At 46.1% G+C, this 16,421-nt stretch carries 12 protein-coding genes; 3 read left to right on the top strand and 9 right to left on the bottom strand.

The window, feature by feature from the left end; all coding sequences use genetic code 11:
• Positions 1-148 precede the first annotated feature (148 nt).
• The 3 genes from cbiB to QUB63_RS16140 form a co-directional block, all read right to left on the bottom strand.
• A complete protein-coding gene (gene cbiB, locus QUB63_RS16150) occupies positions 149-1,228 on the bottom strand; it encodes an adenosylcobinamide-phosphate synthase CbiB (protein WP_332946271.1) in 1,080 nt (359 codons plus the stop codon).
• A gap of 99 nt (positions 1,229-1,327) precedes the next feature.
• The gene (locus QUB63_RS16145; protein WP_332946270.1) at positions 1,328-1,729 is read right to left on the bottom strand and encodes a GFA family protein; all 402 of its coding nucleotides are present in this window, start codon (positions 1,727-1,729) and stop codon (positions 1,328-1,330) included.
• Positions 1,730-1,762: 33 nt separating this feature from the next.
• Positions 1,763-2,206 (bottom strand): Rrf2 family transcriptional regulator, encoded by a 444-nt coding sequence (locus QUB63_RS16140; protein WP_332946269.1) that lies wholly within the window; start codon positions 2,204-2,206, stop codon positions 1,763-1,765.
• Positions 2,207-2,472: 266 nt separating this feature from the next.
• Here QUB63_RS16140 and QUB63_RS16135 point away from each other — a divergent pair, with 266 nt between their 5' ends.
• Together QUB63_RS16135 and QUB63_RS16130 are read left to right on the top strand one after the other, a co-directional pair.
• Entirely contained in the window at positions 2,473-2,859 is a 387-nt protein-coding gene (locus tag QUB63_RS16135; RefSeq protein WP_332946268.1) for an AbrB family transcriptional regulator, read from the top strand.
• 687 nt (positions 2,860-3,546) lie between these two features.
• Positions 3,547-7,209, top strand: a complete 3,663-nt coding sequence (locus QUB63_RS16130; RefSeq protein ID WP_332946267.1) for a PAS domain S-box protein — start codon at positions 3,547-3,549, stop codon at positions 7,207-7,209.
• 126 nt (positions 7,210-7,335) lie between these two features.
• On the opposite strand, the gene QUB63_RS16125 is transcribed toward QUB63_RS16130, so the two are convergent.
• From QUB63_RS16125 to QUB63_RS16110, 4 genes are all read right to left on the bottom strand, one after another.
• Positions 7,336-8,781: a hypothetical protein gene (locus QUB63_RS16125; protein WP_332946266.1), complete on the bottom strand. Its 1,446-nt coding sequence runs from the start codon at positions 8,779-8,781 to the stop codon at positions 7,336-7,338.
• Positions 8,782-9,065: 284 nt separating this feature from the next.
• Complete coding sequence (locus QUB63_RS16120) at positions 9,066-10,166, bottom strand: site-2 protease family protein (protein ID WP_332946265.1); 1,101 nt, start codon at positions 10,164-10,166, stop codon at positions 9,066-9,068.
• Between the two features lie 222 nt (positions 10,167-10,388).
• Complete coding sequence (locus QUB63_RS16115) at positions 10,389-12,029, bottom strand: AAA family ATPase (RefSeq protein WP_332946264.1); 1,641 nt, start codon at positions 12,027-12,029, stop codon at positions 10,389-10,391.
• A 194-nt stretch (positions 12,030-12,223) separates the two neighbouring features.
• Positions 12,224-12,508, bottom strand: a complete 285-nt coding sequence (locus QUB63_RS16110) for a DUF2470 domain-containing protein (RefSeq protein ID WP_332946263.1) — start codon at positions 12,506-12,508, stop codon at positions 12,224-12,226.
• 100 nt (positions 12,509-12,608) lie between these two features.
• Here QUB63_RS16110 and QUB63_RS16105 point away from each other — a divergent pair, with 100 nt between their 5' ends.
• A complete protein-coding gene (locus QUB63_RS16105; RefSeq protein WP_332946262.1) occupies positions 12,609-12,848 on the top strand; it encodes a transcriptional regulator in 240 nt (79 codons plus the stop codon).
• 460 nt (positions 12,849-13,308) lie between these two features.
• On the opposite strand, the gene QUB63_RS16100 is transcribed toward QUB63_RS16105, so the two are convergent.
• Complete coding sequence (locus tag QUB63_RS16100; RefSeq protein WP_332946261.1) at positions 13,309-15,546, bottom strand: SPFH domain-containing protein; 2,238 nt, start codon at positions 15,544-15,546, stop codon at positions 13,309-13,311.
• Positions 15,547-15,686: 140 nt separating this feature from the next.
• Entirely contained in the window at positions 15,687-16,319 is a 633-nt protein-coding gene (locus QUB63_RS16095; RefSeq protein ID WP_332946260.1) for a response regulator transcription factor, read from the bottom strand.
• Between the last annotated feature and the right edge of the window lie 102 nt (positions 16,320-16,421).

The following is a 16,421-nucleotide window of genomic DNA, read 5'->3' as shown; positions in this document are numbered from 1 at the left end:
TGGGGGTGGAACGATTTTAGATTTTCCATTTTTAGATTTTAGATTGACTTGATAGATGAATCTGGGTAGAACTACTAACGTCAAAACTTTTTTGGCTCTTCCAGAGTCCTGTCGGGAGCCTGTATCTGTCTGCGGGTGAGGTCGGCAGTTAGCGGCTCAAACATAATAAGGTATAAAAAAGCAATGATAGTCCCAACCAAATCAGAAAGCAATACCGAGTTAATTGCAATGCTTGGCCAATTAGCTGCGGTGCGATCGCGCGAACCGGCTCGCCTAAGGGCGGTTTGTGTTTGATAACTCCGCGATAGGAATTTGTACCTCCTAGTTGTACTCCCAAGATGGCGGCGTAGGCGCACTCGCTCCAACCGGAATTGGGACTGGCATCTTTAACAGCATCTCTCTGACAAATCTGCCAAATGTAAATCGGTTTGCCAGATATCAGGGCTAAAGTTATCACTGTTAGCCGGCAAGGAATCCATGTCAGCACGTCTTCTAGTTTGGCGCTAAACCATCCTAAATCAGTGTATGGCGCTTCTTTGTAGCCGACGGTAGAATCTAATGTGCTGGCTGCTTTGTAAGCGATCGCACAGGGAACGATCGCGCTCGCCCACATCGAGTTAGGATCGATCGGCAAATTGGTAACAGTTAATAATAGATGCGGCAGAGCGAACCCAACTAAGGCATAAAATAGCGGTGCACTCACGCCATCGACTGCATTCTCTGTTACAGTTTCTAACAATGCTCGCAGAATTTCGGGTTCGGATAAGTTTTCGGTATCCCGGCCGACGTAAAGGCTCAACCGTTCTCGCGCCTTGACTAAATCTCCAACATTTAAAGGTGCTAGCACGTCTTCAGCAGCCGCCCTCAAACTGCGACCGGCAAAACAGCTAGCCAGCAAAACGGTTTGCAGGGCTATGCCTAAAAGAGGATGCACCCAACTAGCAGCAAGGACGATCGACCAACTGACACTATAACTGCCTAGAATCAGCCCGATCGCTAGTATTGTACCAGCACATCGCAGCAGCAGTTTGTGCCGGACGAGAGCTGGACGATCGCCAGAGGGAGGCATTTTGTCTGCGGGATTGTTCCATATATTAAAGACAAGTCGAGTGTAAAGGTCGATCGCCCAACCCATGGCCTGTACGGGATGCGGCCAACCCCAAGGATCGCCGATCGAATAATCCAATACCGCAGCTAAAATCAAAACACCAAATTCATCGGGCATCATTATATATATTGTCAAACTTGATAGTACGTCCGAGCGATCGGGTAGCTGCTGTTTTAACTGCTGCTACCTTGAGCGGACTTGAATTTTTGATCCCTGATTTTAACTGCTGAGATTACTTTCGTCACGCAGCAAGTGTACGTTCTGCTCCCAATTAACACCGTCAAAGGGTAGAATCTGAAATTGGGAAACGGCATAGTCGTCAAGACAGCGGACGTTGACATCGAATCGATCGGGATGCGAGATCGGGCGATAGAACGAGTGAATGCCGCAAATCCGGCAGAAAGTATGTTTAGCAGTGCCTGTATTAAACGTATAAGTTGTCAAAACATCTTCCCCGCACAGCAAGGTAAAACGTTCCGGCGGCACAATGAGGTGCAAAAATCCTTTCTTTTTACAGATGGAGCAGTTGCAATCTGATGCTTCGTGTTTGAGGGCGGCGACTGTGAAGCAGACAGCACCGCAGCGTGTGCCGCCGGAGTAGGTAACAAGTGTGGCGTCCATGTTCTCGGGCGATCGAATAAATCAACTTACCATTTAAATGATAAAGCTAGTTTCTTCCCCAAGAGCCGCTTGCCAACTGCGGACATCATAGTATAAGTCTTCGAGGGAAATACTGTATAGCGCTTCGGCAAGTTTTTTGTGCAATCGGTTCCACAAACTGAATGTAACCCAGTCCTCTGGTTGGTTCGCGTCGGGAGAATGTCGAGGTAAAGGTTCAATAGTTTCGCCTACAGCCTCTAAGATTTGTCCTAAAGAGATTTGAGCAGGCTCCCTGGCCAATTGATATCCTCCCTGGGAGCCCCGAACAGATTGGACTAAACCGGCTCGTCGCATTTCAATCAGCAATTTTTCTAGATACGGAGCCGGTAACTCCTGTCGGTTCGCGATCGATTTCACCGATGTCGGGCCGAACCGAGGTTGCAAACTTAGATCCAGTAATGCTTTGACACTGTAGTGTCCGCGTGTGGTTAACTTCATGGGATTTTAAGATTGGGGCAAATATTCAGCTAGCTGATAGCTGATAGCTTATGCTACCGAGTTTAGAGATTGCTCGCACCGGCTCGGTGCTACTCCTCAAGAAAGACTGCACCTTGTTAAAAATATTTAGATAATAGTGGTTAACAATTGAGCCGATCGGTGTAATATGGTTTTACGACCGGCTATAAAGCTAAAGTTTCTTGGTCGAGACAAAAACCAACCGAGAAAAAATCCGTACACCAGTTGAATATTTCAGGACTCAGTAAATGGCTAAAAAGAAAAATATCGAACCCCTTGAAGGCGAAGGTCTGATCAAAAAGGTCAAAGACCTAGAGAACCTTACCAAGGAAGAAAAAGCTAGAGCCTGTGGCTACTACACCGTTACCAAGAACGGCGTAGAACGGGTCAACATGATGAAATTCCTGAATGCGCTGATTGATGCAGAAGGCATTCAGCTAGACGGGAAGCAAAACGGCAACGGACGCGGCGGACGCTCGGCTAGCTATCGGATTAGCGTTCAATCTAACGGCAACTTACTGATTGGAGCTGCCTACACCAAGCAGATGGAACTCCAGCCGGGAGATGAATTTGAAATTTCTCTGGGACGCAAGCACATTCACCTGCGCCAAATCGATCGCGAAGAAGTATCCTAGGTCTTTACAATTTGCTTTGACTTCTTGCTTGAACAGGTTGGGTTGACTTCAAGCATTGACTGCAAGCAGAGAGTTGGCTCTGAAATTTTTCAGTGCGCCTAAAACAGTATGGATTCTATAGATGGCAATGGCTCGACAAAAGTCACTGCCACTACTTTATATTTTCCGAGAATACCTATTCTCGCCCCTCGCTATATCCGTTTGGACAAGCGGGGGATTTTCCGCGTAGCTGGTGACAGTTGACAGTTGACAGTTGACAGTTGACAGTTGACAGCTTGCCCCCCGAGCGCAGTCGTTGGGTTGACAGTTGCTCGAACAACGAAGAGGGAAGAAGGAAGAGGGGAGAGGGAAGATGTTCGAGGGAAAATGTATTTTATAGCGGATTTAACGGATTTTACGGATGAGGTTTGAGGGAAAAAGTAGCTTGGGTTGAGCTAAGAAACCAAACTTCGTCAAGAAAATGGCGGAGCTATTCTCAGCCAAGAGTGCGCAATATCAGTTAAAAAAAAGAATGCAACTGTGGGCAACCTCCGGGCCCATACAGAATCAATCATCGCCGATTCTAAAATCTAAAATCTAAAATCTAAAATCGACTGACTGACACCGAAGCAAACGGCTTCGATCGCCCGTAAGTGAAATTACGGGCTGGAACAGTTAAAGTGTTAGGGAGCAATTAGTCACCAGCCTATGCCGTTGTCCCGATTCGCCTTTCCAACTGTCCGACAACCAACAAAAATACCCCTGCGCTGCGTTCTAGTAGCCTCTTTTGTGGTGCAAATCGTCGCAGCAGTCGGGATTGTCGGGTATCTTTCTTTTCGCAACGGAGAAAGAGCAGTCGAAGAGCTCGCCCAGAAATTGATGGCCCAGACGGGGAAGAGAGTTGAAGAACAACTGACTGCTGTTCTCGAAAATGCCCACTGGGTAAATCAACTTAACGCTGAAGCGATCGACCGCAGGGAATTAAACTTACAGTTAGAACGGCGCCAGCCTCGGGGAGAGAAGTACCTGTGGCAGCAAATGCGATCGTTTAAAAGCATTCAGTCGATTTCCCTCGGTTCTGAAAAATCAGGAGAATATCTGGGGGTTTGGCGCAACCCCATCGACAGCAGCTTGCAAATTGTCGCCGCTAACAAATCTACCAACTCTCAGAACATTTACTTCGCTACAGACAACAGAGGCACTCGCACCGCCAAATTAAACGCAGAACCGGGAACCTACGATGCCCGCGGGCGCCTTTGGTACAAAGAAGCTGTCTCAGCTAACAAACCGATTTGGACGAGCATTTATCCGGGTTTTACTCCGGGGACTGTTTTTATTGGTGCGAGTCAACCGATTCGCGATCGCTCGGGTAAATTGCTGGGAGTTAGTGCAGTAAATTTTTCGCTCTTGGAGATCGAGCAATATCTCGATCGCGTCAATTTTAGCAAAACGGGAGAAATTTTCGCGATCGAACGATCGGGCTTGCTGGTTGCTAGTTCGAGTCAAGAATCACCCTTTAGAAAGATGTCCCGAAAGCAGGAAGCCGAGCGGCTGAATGTTTTAGACAGCCAAACTCCTGTCATTCGCACCGCAGCTAAGTATTTGTACGAACACTTCGGGGGCTTTGGCAATATTAAGCAGCGGCAGCAACTAAAATTTAGCCTCCAAGGGGAAGAATATTTTGTGGAAGTGCTGCCCTTTGCTGATAGTTACGGTTTGAACTGGCTGATCGCGATCGGAGTTCCCGAATCCGATTTCATGGGGCAAATTAACAGAAATACCCGCACTACAATTTTACTTTGTGCGGTGGCGCTGCTGCTATCGACAATTGCCGGAGTGCTGACAGCCCGGTGGGTAACGCTGCCGCTGCTGCGGCTCAAAGTCGCAGCTAAAGATATCGCCACAGGAGAATTCGATCGCGCTGTTGCTGTCAGCAGGCTGGATGAAGTCGGTGAATTAGCGCACTCTTTCAACGAGATGGCTGCTCAACTGAAAAAGTCTTTTCAAGCTTTGGCCGCCAGTGAAGAAAAATTTGCCAAGCTGGTAGAAAATTTGCCCGTTGGAGTCTCGGCGATGACTCCGGGCGGCGCAGTTATTTTCATGAATTCGGCGGGAGAGCAAATATTGGGTAGGGGACAAATGCCCGATGCTACCGCAGAAGAGCTAGCAGAAGCTTATCAAACTTATATAACAGGAACCGATCGAGTGTATCCGGCCGAGCAAATGCCGTTTGCGCGGGCGTTGAGCGGCATTGAGGTGATTGCTGAAGATATGGAAATTCGCCGAGACGGGAAAATTATTCGCTTGCAAGTGCGAGCGCTGCCGGTGTTTGACGGTGCGGGCAATATCCTTTATATTCTGACTGTTTTTAAAGATATCACGGCTCGCAAACACGCAGAGCAAATATTGGCTGACTACAACCGCACCCTGGAAATTGAAGTAGCCTCGCGCACAACCGAGTTAGCCGAAATCAATGCCCGCTTGGAGAGCGAAATTGAGGAGCGCAAGCAAGCTGAAAAAATTATCCGCCAAGAGCGGGACTTTAACTTAAAGATTATCGAAAATTCTCCGATCTTTTTTGTGGCGATCGACTCTGTTGGTAAAATCCTCCTGGCGAATGACAGTATGCTGCAAGCTGTAGGGTATACTGCTGCGGAAGTTATCGGCAAAGATTATTTAGCTACATTTGTACCCTCCGGCGATCGAGCCGGATTGCACTCGATTTTTGAGCGCATCACAACGAGCCCGCAAACGGTTAACGAGCATCGGATTCTCACCAAGTGCGATCGCACTTTGTTAGTCGAGTGGCACGGTACGCCCGTTTTGGATGAAAATGGCAATTTTGACTTTCTTTTTGGATTTGGGATTGATATTGGCGATCGCAAACAAGCACAATTAGCCTTGCAAAAAAGCGAAGCTCTGTTTCACAAATTAGCGATCACTGTTCCCGGAGAACTTTACATATTCGTGCAGCATCCCGACGGCTCAGTCCTGATGGAATATATAAGTCCGCTGTGCCGAGAAATTCAAGAATTAGAGCCGGAGGAAGTCAAGAACAACCCTGCTTTACTCTACGAACAAATGCACCCAGACGATCGCCCCAGCCACTTCGAGGCAATTGTCACAAGTGCAACAACTCTGGAACCGTTTTCCCACGAATGGCGGATTGTGACAGCATCGGGAAAACTCAAATGGCTGCAAGGTTATTCTCGACCGGAATTGCGCGAAAATGGAGATATTGTCTGGCACGGCGTCATACTTGATACGAGCGATCGAAAACTTGCAGAACAAGAACTCAAACAAGCCGCATTAGCAGCAGAAGCCGCCAACAAAACTAAAAGCATCTTTCTCGCCAACATGAGCCACGAATTGCGAACCCCCCTCAACGCCATTCTCGGCTTCGCTCAATTAATGGAACCCAGCGCTAATTTAACTGGGCCGGAAAAGGAAAATATCAAAATTATTCGCCGCAGCGGAGAACACCTGCTCCAACTGATCAATCAAGTCTTAGACTTATCTAAAATTGAATCGGGGCGCATGACACTCAACGCCAAAAACTTTGACTTGTACCGCTTGCTGGGCGACGTGCAAAATATGTTCCAAATTCCCGCGACAAATAAAGGATTGCAATTAATTATTGACCGCTCATCCGATGTTCCCCAGTACGTGCAAACTGATGACGTTAAGTTGCGACAAGTGCTGATTAATCTATTAGATAATGCGGTTAAATTTACCCAAAAAGGCTCGATTTCAGTAACAGTATGGCACAACGAAGAACGAATTACGCCGGAACAAGGCGACAATTTCAATCTATCAAAAGGTCAAAAAAAGGTTGTCATTAACTTTGAAATTGCCGATACAGGGCTGGGAATTTACCCTGAAGAATTAGACAGTATATTTGAATTATTCGTGCAAAGTTCATCGGGTAAAAAACTTCAAAAAGGTACAGGCTTAGGATTAAGTATCAGCCGCGAGTTCATCAAATTAATGGGTGGCGACATTACCGCCGAGAGCGAAGTGGGACGCGGCACAGTCTTCAAATTTGACATCCAAGTTGTGACATCAGCCGGCTTTGTTCAAATCATCAATAAATATGTTGAATTAAATGATTTCTCGGAGAGTTCAACTATTGTACAAGAAAAATTATCTGATAGTTCTGCAATATTTACGCTTGACTCGAAGCCGAAAGTTTCGCCTGAGTGGACGCGCAATCTCAAACAGGCAGTCCAGGAGGCTGACTTCGACTCTATTGCCAAAAGAATTGAGGAAATCCGCAGCGATAATCATGTTTTTGCAGAAGTTATGATAAATCATCTATATAATTTTGATTATGCAAAAATACTCGATTTGATTGCCGAAATTGAGCTGTAGGGTGCGCCGCGGCGCACCTAATGACTGATGGGTGATGACTCAATACGGTTCACGATCGACTCTTATATTCGGAGATCCCCTCGCATCCCCCTCCCGGGGGACTTTAAGAGTTTTCTTGTTCCCCCCTTAAAAAGGGGGGTTAGGGGGGATCGATCTTAAGTGAACTGTATTGGGTGATGACCGATCTCGATCTTTGGGGAGTTGTTTCTGTTGAGAAAAAACTCGACAGTTATTGAGGTCGATAAACAACTGTTCTTCTTGATGTTTGTCTGACATATTCACTAGATTGTATTGAACATTTTCTCCATAAATAGTTAGAGCTATCTGGCAAACTTCTAAAAAATTAATGAGCCACTTACATTCAGCAGCCGAGTTATCTTGATAGTATTCAATTAATCGAGCAAAACAAAGTTCTAAGTAGGTTTGGGAATACGGCGAAATTAAAATTATTTTGAGCATCAAAATTGCTAGTGTTAAAGGATTTAGTTGAGCGACGAAAATTAGAAATAAGGCTGTGGGTTCCCCGGAATTTTCCACAGTCAAACATTTGATTAGATAATTGCAAGTTCTGAGCTGCAAGCCGCTGTTTAAACTTTCTCCGTCATTTTCGGGATGAAAATTCTCTAAACTATTAATGAGTTGTTGGTGATAAATATCAGAACTATAAAATTTTTCCTCGTAATAACATAAATACTTCATCAGAGATTCCTTAAACTGCTTGTAGGTAATATTTTGACTCTGCTTGATAAAAATATTGGCTAAGCTGCGATAGTTCAAGGAGCCTCGGTTAACCAAAATTATTTTGATTAAACGCAGGGCTTCATCTCCTAAAAGTGTGGGATTATGATAATTTTTTAATTTGAATGCGGCAGACTGAGAGCGAGATGTATACATTGCTAGGTCAAACTTGTACTTGTCTTTTAGCTGCTGCGACAATAGTTTGGCTGTTTGGCGTTCTTCGAGGGTGTTTTTAGCATCTAGATATTGAGTGGCTAGCAAATAAGGCTGATAGCGAGAAGTCCAGTGCTTTTCTACGGGCTGGTAGTCGCCGTACTTGAATACAAATAACTTGATGTCTTCATAGTCTTGGCTGCTGACAAAGTTTGTCAGCCACACTCTCAGTATTTTGAGACAATTGTCCGCCTGGGGCTCGCTGAGGGTTCTCTCGCTAATAATTGTAATTAATTCCCCAGCAAGTTGGTATTTTTTGTGAGCGATCCAGTTATTTAATAAGATGTAACAGCAGCGTTTAAATAAGTTGTTAAATTCTCGTTGACTGTCAAAGTCAATTATTGTGTGTAGGGCTTGAATTAATTTCTCGTTAACTGGAGCAATTAGTTCTATAAATATTTTTTTAAATTCCTGGAAACCTAATTCGCATTCCGAGTTGTTGATGTGATATAGAAAAAATTTGTAAATGATATCTTGAGCTGCGGAAACAGTCAGCTCTGATTTTTTTAATTGAGCTGTTGGTTGAGGCGCGAGAGCCTCGGGCAATATATTGTTTGTGAGAGCAGGGAGAACTTTTGACTCTTGTGTTTCGGATTGAGAGGAAACGTCCTGAGATTGCATAGCGTCCTCGCTCAGATGATCAATACACTATTATAGTTATCATCGCTGATTTGCAGCTAATAATTTAGTATTTTACTTAACTTTTGTACAGCTACAGTTAACCCCCCCGATCGCCCTTTTGGTAAGGTAAATCGAGGGGGTTAACTATTATACCATTTTCGATTTTCGATTTTCGATTTTCGATTGAAGAATTGGGAATGACTGAGGATTACCAGAGTAGGGAGTTTCCCTACAGTTGGATTCTTTTTGGGAAACAGGTGTTATTTGTCAAGTATCTGAGGGTATCAAGCAGGGTTTGCTTGAGTCCGTCTTTGCAGCAGGCGGGCAATCTCAGCTTTTTCTACAAGCCCGACGAGGACACCGTTTTCGCGAATTACGGGGAGTTCTTGAACTTTAAGTTGTTCCAGAAGGGTGACGACTTCGAGGAGGGATAATTCGGGTTTGACGGTGGTGGTAAATTCGATCGGCTTCAGCAGTTCTTTAACTTGAACTTGGGGCCAGCTTCCGGTAGGAATGGTTTTCATGTCGTCAAGGTCGATCGCCCCTACCAATTGTCCAGCATCATCGGTAACTAGGAACCGGCGCCAGGTGTGAGTGCTACCGATGACGTAGTTGTTAGCAAATTCTCTGAGGGATAAGTTTTCTGGGACGATCGGGCTTTCGGGGGTCAAAGCATCTGCGGCAGTCAGCCCTGCGAGTTGATTTTGGACTGTGGCATATTGTGCAGACTGACCGGCATTTTGCAGCAAGAACCAACCGATTACTAGATTCCAAATACTGCCGAAGATGCCTGTAGCAATGGCAATCCAACCAATGATTTGACCGACGCGGCTAGCAAAAATTACGCCTTTGTAAGGGTTGCCGGTAATCTTCCAGACGATCGCTTTGAGGATGTTGCCGCCGTCGAGGGGCAAACCGGGAATTAAGTTAAATAAGGCTAAAGCTAAGTTGATGGAAGCTAAAAGTTGGACGATGGCTGCTGCGGGGCCTGTGAGGGCTGCACCGACGCCGATAACTGTTAACAAACCAGCCAAAAATAAGCTAACTAACGGGCCTGCAATTGCCACCCAAAATGCTTCTGCTGGCGTTTTCGATTCTCTTTCTAAATTAGCCAGCCCGCCAAACAGAAACAGCGAAATCGATTTCACGCCAATTCCCTGTTTGATGGCTACCCAACTGTGTCCTAATTCGTGGGCCAAGACGGAAGCAAATAACAGCAGGGCTGTGAATAATCCCAGCAGCCACGGCGCTACGGGGCCTAATGCGGGAAACAGGGCTAGTGCACCGCCGTACTGCCAGGTTACTAAACCCAGGACTAGGAACCAAGAAGCGTTGACAAAAAAGGGAATTCCAAACAGGTTGCCGACGCGAAATGTACCGTTCATAATTGGCTACCTCTGATATTATAGGGGAGAGTTTTTTGCTCTCTGTTTCCTTATCGTAACGAAATGTAACTGAGATGTTAATGTTGCAATTAGGGTGTTATCCGTCTGCGGAGGTTCGGTTTTACGATTTTAGATTTTAGATTTTAGATTTTAGATTGGGAATGATTGATGAGGTAATGGTTCAGTTTAAGGACTAAAGTCCCTACCAAATCAATCTATGCGTTAATTGTCGATCGCATCTCCTCCCAGCGGCCGGCTGTAGCGCTTCAATTCATCGATCAATCGAGTATCGTTAGAAGCTGTTCTCGCACCCGCTGCCGCCGCCCAGCGCTTCAAATCTTCAATTTGCGATCGCGCGATCGCAGCTAAAGGTACAGTATCCTCGATCGACCTCAAAACATCCTCCGTCGTCAAATCCCGGCGCTGCCCGTTCACAAAAGTCCCAAAAGCCCGGTACAATCCATCAATCACAACTTGCTCAATTTCCGCACCGCTAAAATTCTCAGAAGACTTCGCCAAAATTGCCAAATCAAAATCGCGCAATCTAGTTGGGCGCAAACGCTGCAAATGCACCTTAAAAATATCTTGCCGTTCCGATTCTGAGGGCAAATTCAAAAAGAAAATCTCATCAAACCTGCCCTTTCTCAGCAACTCCGCCGGCAAAATCCGCACGTTATTTGCAGTTGCTACAATAAACACCGGGCTGGTTTTTTCCTGCATCCAAGTGATCAAACTGCCGAATACCCGGCGCGAAGTTCCCGAATCGCCGTCGCCGCCGCTGATGATGTTGCCGAAGGCTTTATCTATTTCATCGATCCACAAGACGCAAGGTGCGATCGCCTCTGCCAATTGTATCATTTGCCGAACGCGGCTTTCGCTTTCCCCGACAATGCCGCCGAACAATCTCCCGCTATCCAAACGCAGCAGCGGCAAACGCCATTCACAAGCAATAGTTTTCGCCGATAAAGATTTGCCCGTTCCTTGAATTCCTACTAACAAAACACCCTTAGGATTGGGTATACCGTAGCGGCGCGCCTCGTCTGTAAAAGCATCTTGCCGCATCTTTACCCACTGCTTCAAATTCTCCAATCCGCCCACATTTTTCAGGGATTCTCGGGAATTGAAAAATTCCAAAATTCCCGTTTGGCGAATTGCTTGCTGTTTCTCTTCCAAAACTCCATCAATATCTGACTCGTTAATTTGCTGTTTGGCGGCCAAAGCTTTAGCTAAAACCCGCCCGATGCGAGCGCGGCTCAAACCTTGACAAGCTTTAACTAACTGTTCCTTTGCTAAGCCGCTAACTTGCAACTGTTCCGGCTTTTCCACAACGTGGGAAATTAAATGATTGATTTCTTGGACGTTGGGCAAAGGGAAATCAATTACTGTTACTTCTTCTTTCAACTCTTCCGGCAATTCCAGCGCGTGAGAAGTGAGGACGATCGTTTTTTTGCTGCGCTTCAATTCCCGCGTTAAATTGCGCAATTCCCGGACTACCGGAGCATTTTTGTCGGTGTAGGGAGATTTTAAAACAGGGTGCAAATCCCGCAGTACAAATATGGTATATTCTTCGACAGCGGTCTTGCCGATGCGATCGAGCGCCGCCATTACCGAACCTTTCCCAGAACCGTTATCTTCCCAGCCGCGCACGATATCCCAGAACAATACTCGGCGCGCCGGAGTTACTTGTAGTGCTACTTGGGCAATTACAGCTTCGACTGGTTCCTCTTCCGCGCCGACAATGTACAGCAGGGAGTACCGGGCGCGAATCATCAAATCCAGTCGCTTTACCAGTGCCTCGAAAGGGTTATTTTGACTGGCATTGATGGCATCGAATTCTCTGGGTTGGGTGTATTGTTCTGTCATTTTATTTGATATATTAGATGTAAATTTAACGAGATTAAATATTTTGTTTGTAGTAAGGACTTTAGTCCTTCTTAAGCATTTCACCAGACTCAAGGTTTGATCGTTCGGACTTTAGTCCGGAGCGAGGATTTAAACGGACTAAAGTCCGTACTGCGAACGAACCTTGAAATTATAACAGAATAGGGATAATTTGGCTACTTAGCAACTTTTCGGGCTTGTTTCACCATATCGATCAGAGTGTGGTGAGCATCTTCGGCGTCTGTTAAAGTGCGATCGAACTTTACTCTGACTGGCACTATTTCGTCATTGACTTGAGCGGTTAAATCCATGCCGTTGGCATCAATAGCGAGCATTTGAGCGGATGTAGCCTCGGGTTGGCCGCCGTAGGCTTGAGCGTACAAAACTACGGCGCTAGCGTGGTCTTCGTTCATGTGAGTGCAGATGCGATCGCTAATCTCGGTGGAAAACTGGTCTGACATGGGAGATTCCTCATATGCAATATCGATCGATTGTACTGCGATTTGTCGCAACGGAGAGTATAGATGATAATATTGTGTTCTATTAAGAGTGAATAATCTCATGAATAACTCTAATGCTTATATTGAATTGCTTAAATCATTTCCACCGCGACCCATAACTGTGGAGTCAGAATTAATCGCAACTCAAGAAACGAGCGACTCTCTATTGGACAAAGGCGAATTGACTCCCGACGAATGCGACTACCTCAACCTATTGGGAATGCTTGTTTATGAATACGAACAAACTTTAGAACCCATACCTGATATTTATGGAGTAGAACTATTAAATGCTTTGATATAAAAGTTTGACCTCAGACAAAAAGACCTAGTTCATATTTTTAAGACCGAATCTATTGTCTCCGATATCCTTCGTGAAAAGCGCAAACTTACAACCGAACACATACAAAAACTTGCTGATTTATTCTGCGTCTCGCCCGCTGTTTTCTTTCCGCTGCATCCAGTTAAAAAAACTGCTTGAATTTAAAACTAGATTTTGTTTGTAGTAAGGACTTTAGTCCTTATTGACTAAAAGCTTGTGACTGATTTGTGACTGGTTGTGACTGGTTTGTGACTGGTTGTGACTGGTTTGACTGGTTCCTTTCGCTGTGCCTGGGAACCCATGTCTAGAGGCTCTGCCTCGCGAGGCTTGATGAGAAGATGGGAAACATGGGAACAGTCGAGGCAGAGCCAAAGCATCTGCGTTACCAGGCAAAGCGCCTGGTAACGAGTAAAATTCTATTCGCCCAGTCTTCTAAAGCGATCTAACTAAAAGATTTTTCGTCAAACGGCAAATCATCAAACAGCGAATCAATATCAGACTCTCCAACATCCTCTGACTTCGCCACCGGTGGCGCTGAAAGCACCTTTGCTCGCGAATCAATATTAGACTCTGCAACAGCCTCAGACTTCGCAACTGGTGGCTTGGTTGAATTCACCTTTGCTACAGGTAACTTGGCCGCAGGTTCCACAACAGCAGGCTGCGATTTTTCCAACTTAATTATCGGCAACTCCCCGCCATTTTCCCCATTTTTGCTCGTTTGATTCCACATCATCATTCCCAGCAAACCGTCAACCAAACCGCCGCCGCTACCGTTGCCGCTAACTGCAACATCCGGCACAACTCGCACCTGGCGATCGCCTATAATTTGCATTAACTGCAAAGCTGTATAACCGGAACCGCCCAAAGCCACAACACCCGCGCGATAAGCTTCAGCTTGAGCATTTCCCTTCACCCGGATAGATTCAGCCTCGCCTTGAGCTTGTTTCACCTGAGAATTCGCTTTCAACTCAGAAATCTTCACGCCTTGTTCCGATTTCACCATCTCTTGTTGAATCTCAGCCAAAGCAGTTTCTCTTACCAATTGTTGCCGCTGAGTTTGTGCTATTTGCTGCACCTCATAAGTCTTGCACTGTTCCTCAGCAATTTTGCGGTCTGTTTGAGTTTGCATCAACTCAGCAGGCGGCAAAATATCACCGATCAAAGTATCAATTGCTTGCACGTCATAGGTGCGCAAAGCTGCTTTGATATACTCGGCGGCTTCCGCTTGCCGGCCGCTTCTGGCCGATAGAAAATCTAACACAGAATAAGCTTGAGCAGAGTTGCGGAAATAATTACCGATTGTCGGCTGCAAAACGTGGTCTACTAAATTCTGCATCGAACCGACGCGAGAGATGACTTTCGGAGCATCCAAAGCTCCAACGTGAATGATTTGAGCTACTTCTAAATCAAAGGCAAAACCGTCTTGAGAACGCACAGTTAAAGATGAAAGTTTAGAGTCGTAACTGTGGCGTTCTGTTTTGCCAGACCAGTTCAATACAATATTAGTAGTTGGTACTAACTCTACTTTCAAAATGCGAGTATTCAGCGGATGTTTCCCGGGATAAAGAGGAGTCACCCACACGCCTTTGTTGCCGACATTTACTAAATTGCCGTGGGTGAAAGCTGCGCCGCTGACATCTTCCGAGGTTTTGCCGACATAGGAAATCACGGCGCCGACATAGCCGATCGGGATTTCGGTCATCGCCACTTGCTCAACCCCGACAAACCAAGGGTTTAAGTTCCACGAACCGGAAAGCAAAACCTGTTCCTGCAAACCGCGCCGCCCGCCACCGCCGATAAATTTTTGCGCGTTTTGGAAGTTGTCGTGATTCGGAATAATCGGGCCGGCAATTTCGCCATCTTGAATCGGAACGCCGTCATAGGTTGTGACAATTCCTACTTTGTCCGGGGCGATTTTGTACAATTTCAACTGTTCTGGTGTCATCCCGTGCTTGGGAGCGTTTGCTGCTGTAATTACGGTAAATAATGCCGTATTTATTCGATAGCTGCCACCAGTCAGGATGCCGAGTTGTCTGCCTTTTTCGCCGCCGCCTTTGAGGAATTTGCGAGCATCTTGAAAATTGTCGCATTCTGTGAATTTGCCGAGGATTCGCTGCGGCGGAATCGGCTGACCGCCTGCTGCGATAATTAGGGCAATTTCACCTTGGGGAACTACAGTTAGAGACTCTTTGCGGACGTTATATTGCAAAGGCCAATAACCCCAGTGCCAGCCGGGAGGCAAAGTATCAGCTTGATATCCAGCTTCTCCGTTTAAGGCAATTAAATCGCCTGCGGGTAAAGATTTGCCGTTGAAGCTAAACTTTTTACTGACAATGCCAACTTCGCGATCGCCAATTACGACTAATCCGCCAAAAAATAGCGGTAGCACTAGGATAATTATCATACCGCCGATCGCGATCGGGATAAATCCACCCGCATCGAGCTGCATTGTCTGCACGGGAACAGTCGCGCGCAACTGCCCTAGCTGCAAGCTAGAATCAGGTTTTGCTGCTAGCTGGATCGAGGTTTGAGTTGCAGGGGGGATATCGCCAGCAGCTAATACCGGCGAGGGTTTCAAACTGGTTGTTGCACTGAGGGCTAAAGACGCCGAAACAGCGGCTGCAAACTGTTTTAAAACGCGAAGTTTGAGTTGAGACTTGGGCAAAAGTGAATAAAGCATTTTTTTTGATACGAGCTAATTTGTCCTATTAGCTCTACCTTAGCCTTGCTCAAAAGTTTTGACGTAAAACTTAAGGTCTTATTTGTCATTACTTCCCGTCATAATAGTCATAATTTTTAGTAAAAATACTCAGAAGTAAACTACAGGCTGACAATCCCCCGTTTTAAGGCGGCAATGGCGGCTTGCGTGCGATCGCAAACTCCCATCTTGCTCAAAATATTGTTGATGTGAAACTTGACTGTGCTTTCGCTGATGTGCAGCACTTCGCTAATTTCGTGGTTGCTTTTACCGGCGACGATCAGGCGGATGACTTCTGATTCGCGATCGCTCAAGGAGGGCCCGCTGAGGCGATCGGCTAACTTAACACCCACAGCTAGCGGAATGTACTTTTTCCCCTCAAAAACAGCCCGAATTGCTGTCAAAATTTCCTCCGGTTCCGCATCCTTAAGCAGATAGCCCTTAGCACCCGCTTGCAATCCGCGATAGATATTTTCATCACCATCATAAGTCGTCAATACGACAATTCGCGCGGTAGAAAACGCCCCACAAATCGCAGCAATGGCCGCGACTCCATCCATTTGAGGCATCCGCAAATCCATCAGCGCGACATCCGGCTGATGTTCGCGAAACATCGTCACAGCTTCCTCCCCGTTGCTGGCTTGCGCCACAACTTTCACATCTGATTCGTGCTCCAGCAGCGCCACTAAACCTTGCCGCACAATATAATGATCGTCGGCAATTAAAACGCGAATAATATTTGATTGGTTAGTCATAGTTTCCCTGTTAATCTTATCAAAGATGACTGATATCATGTCCGCTAGATCGCAACAAGATTAGTTCGTAGTGCGCCCGAAAGTCCGCTCTCAGGCGGAGGA

It is taken from the genome of Microcoleus sp. ARI1-B5, from assembly GCF_036705795.1.
Taxonomy (GTDB): domain Bacteria; phylum Cyanobacteriota; class Cyanobacteriia; order Cyanobacteriales; family Microcoleaceae; genus Microcoleus.
Note: the sequence above shows the minus strand (reverse complement) of the source record. Positions and strands in the feature narration are given on the sequence as shown.

Excerpts from the sequence above, each read along its gene's own strand:
- cbiB (WP_332946271.1), bottom strand. The coding sequence starts at position 1,228 with ATGATGCCCGATGAATTTGGTGTTTTGATTTTAGCTGCGGTATTGGAT.
- QUB63_RS16145 (WP_332946270.1), bottom strand. The coding sequence starts at position 1,729 with ATGGACGCCACACTTGTTACCTACTCCGGCGGCACACGCTGCGGTGCT.
- QUB63_RS16140 (WP_332946269.1), bottom strand. The coding sequence starts at position 2,206 with ATGAAGTTAACCACACGCGGACACTACAGTGTCAAAGCATTACTGGAT.
- QUB63_RS16135 (WP_332946268.1), top strand. The coding sequence starts at position 2,473 with ATGGCTAAAAAGAAAAATATCGAACCCCTTGAAGGCGAAGGTCTGATC.
- QUB63_RS16130 (WP_332946267.1), top strand. The coding sequence starts at position 3,547 with ATGCCGTTGTCCCGATTCGCCTTTCCAACTGTCCGACAACCAACAAAA.
- QUB63_RS16125 (WP_332946266.1), bottom strand. The coding sequence starts at position 8,781 with ATGCAATCTCAGGACGTTTCCTCTCAATCCGAAACACAAGAGTCAAAA.
- QUB63_RS16120 (WP_332946265.1), bottom strand. The coding sequence starts at position 10,166 with ATGAACGGTACATTTCGCGTCGGCAACCTGTTTGGAATTCCCTTTTTT.
- QUB63_RS16115 (WP_332946264.1), bottom strand. The coding sequence starts at position 12,029 with ATGACAGAACAATACACCCAACCCAGAGAATTCGATGCCATCAATGCC.
- QUB63_RS16110 (WP_332946263.1), bottom strand. The coding sequence starts at position 12,508 with ATGTCAGACCAGTTTTCCACCGAGATTAGCGATCGCATCTGCACTCAC.
- QUB63_RS16105 (WP_332946262.1), top strand. The coding sequence starts at position 12,609 with ATGAATAACTCTAATGCTTATATTGAATTGCTTAAATCATTTCCACCG.
- QUB63_RS16100 (WP_332946261.1), bottom strand. The coding sequence starts at position 15,546 with ATGCTTTATTCACTTTTGCCCAAGTCTCAACTCAAACTTCGCGTTTTA.
- QUB63_RS16095 (WP_332946260.1), bottom strand. The coding sequence starts at position 16,319 with ATGACTAACCAATCAAATATTATTCGCGTTTTAATTGCCGACGATCAT.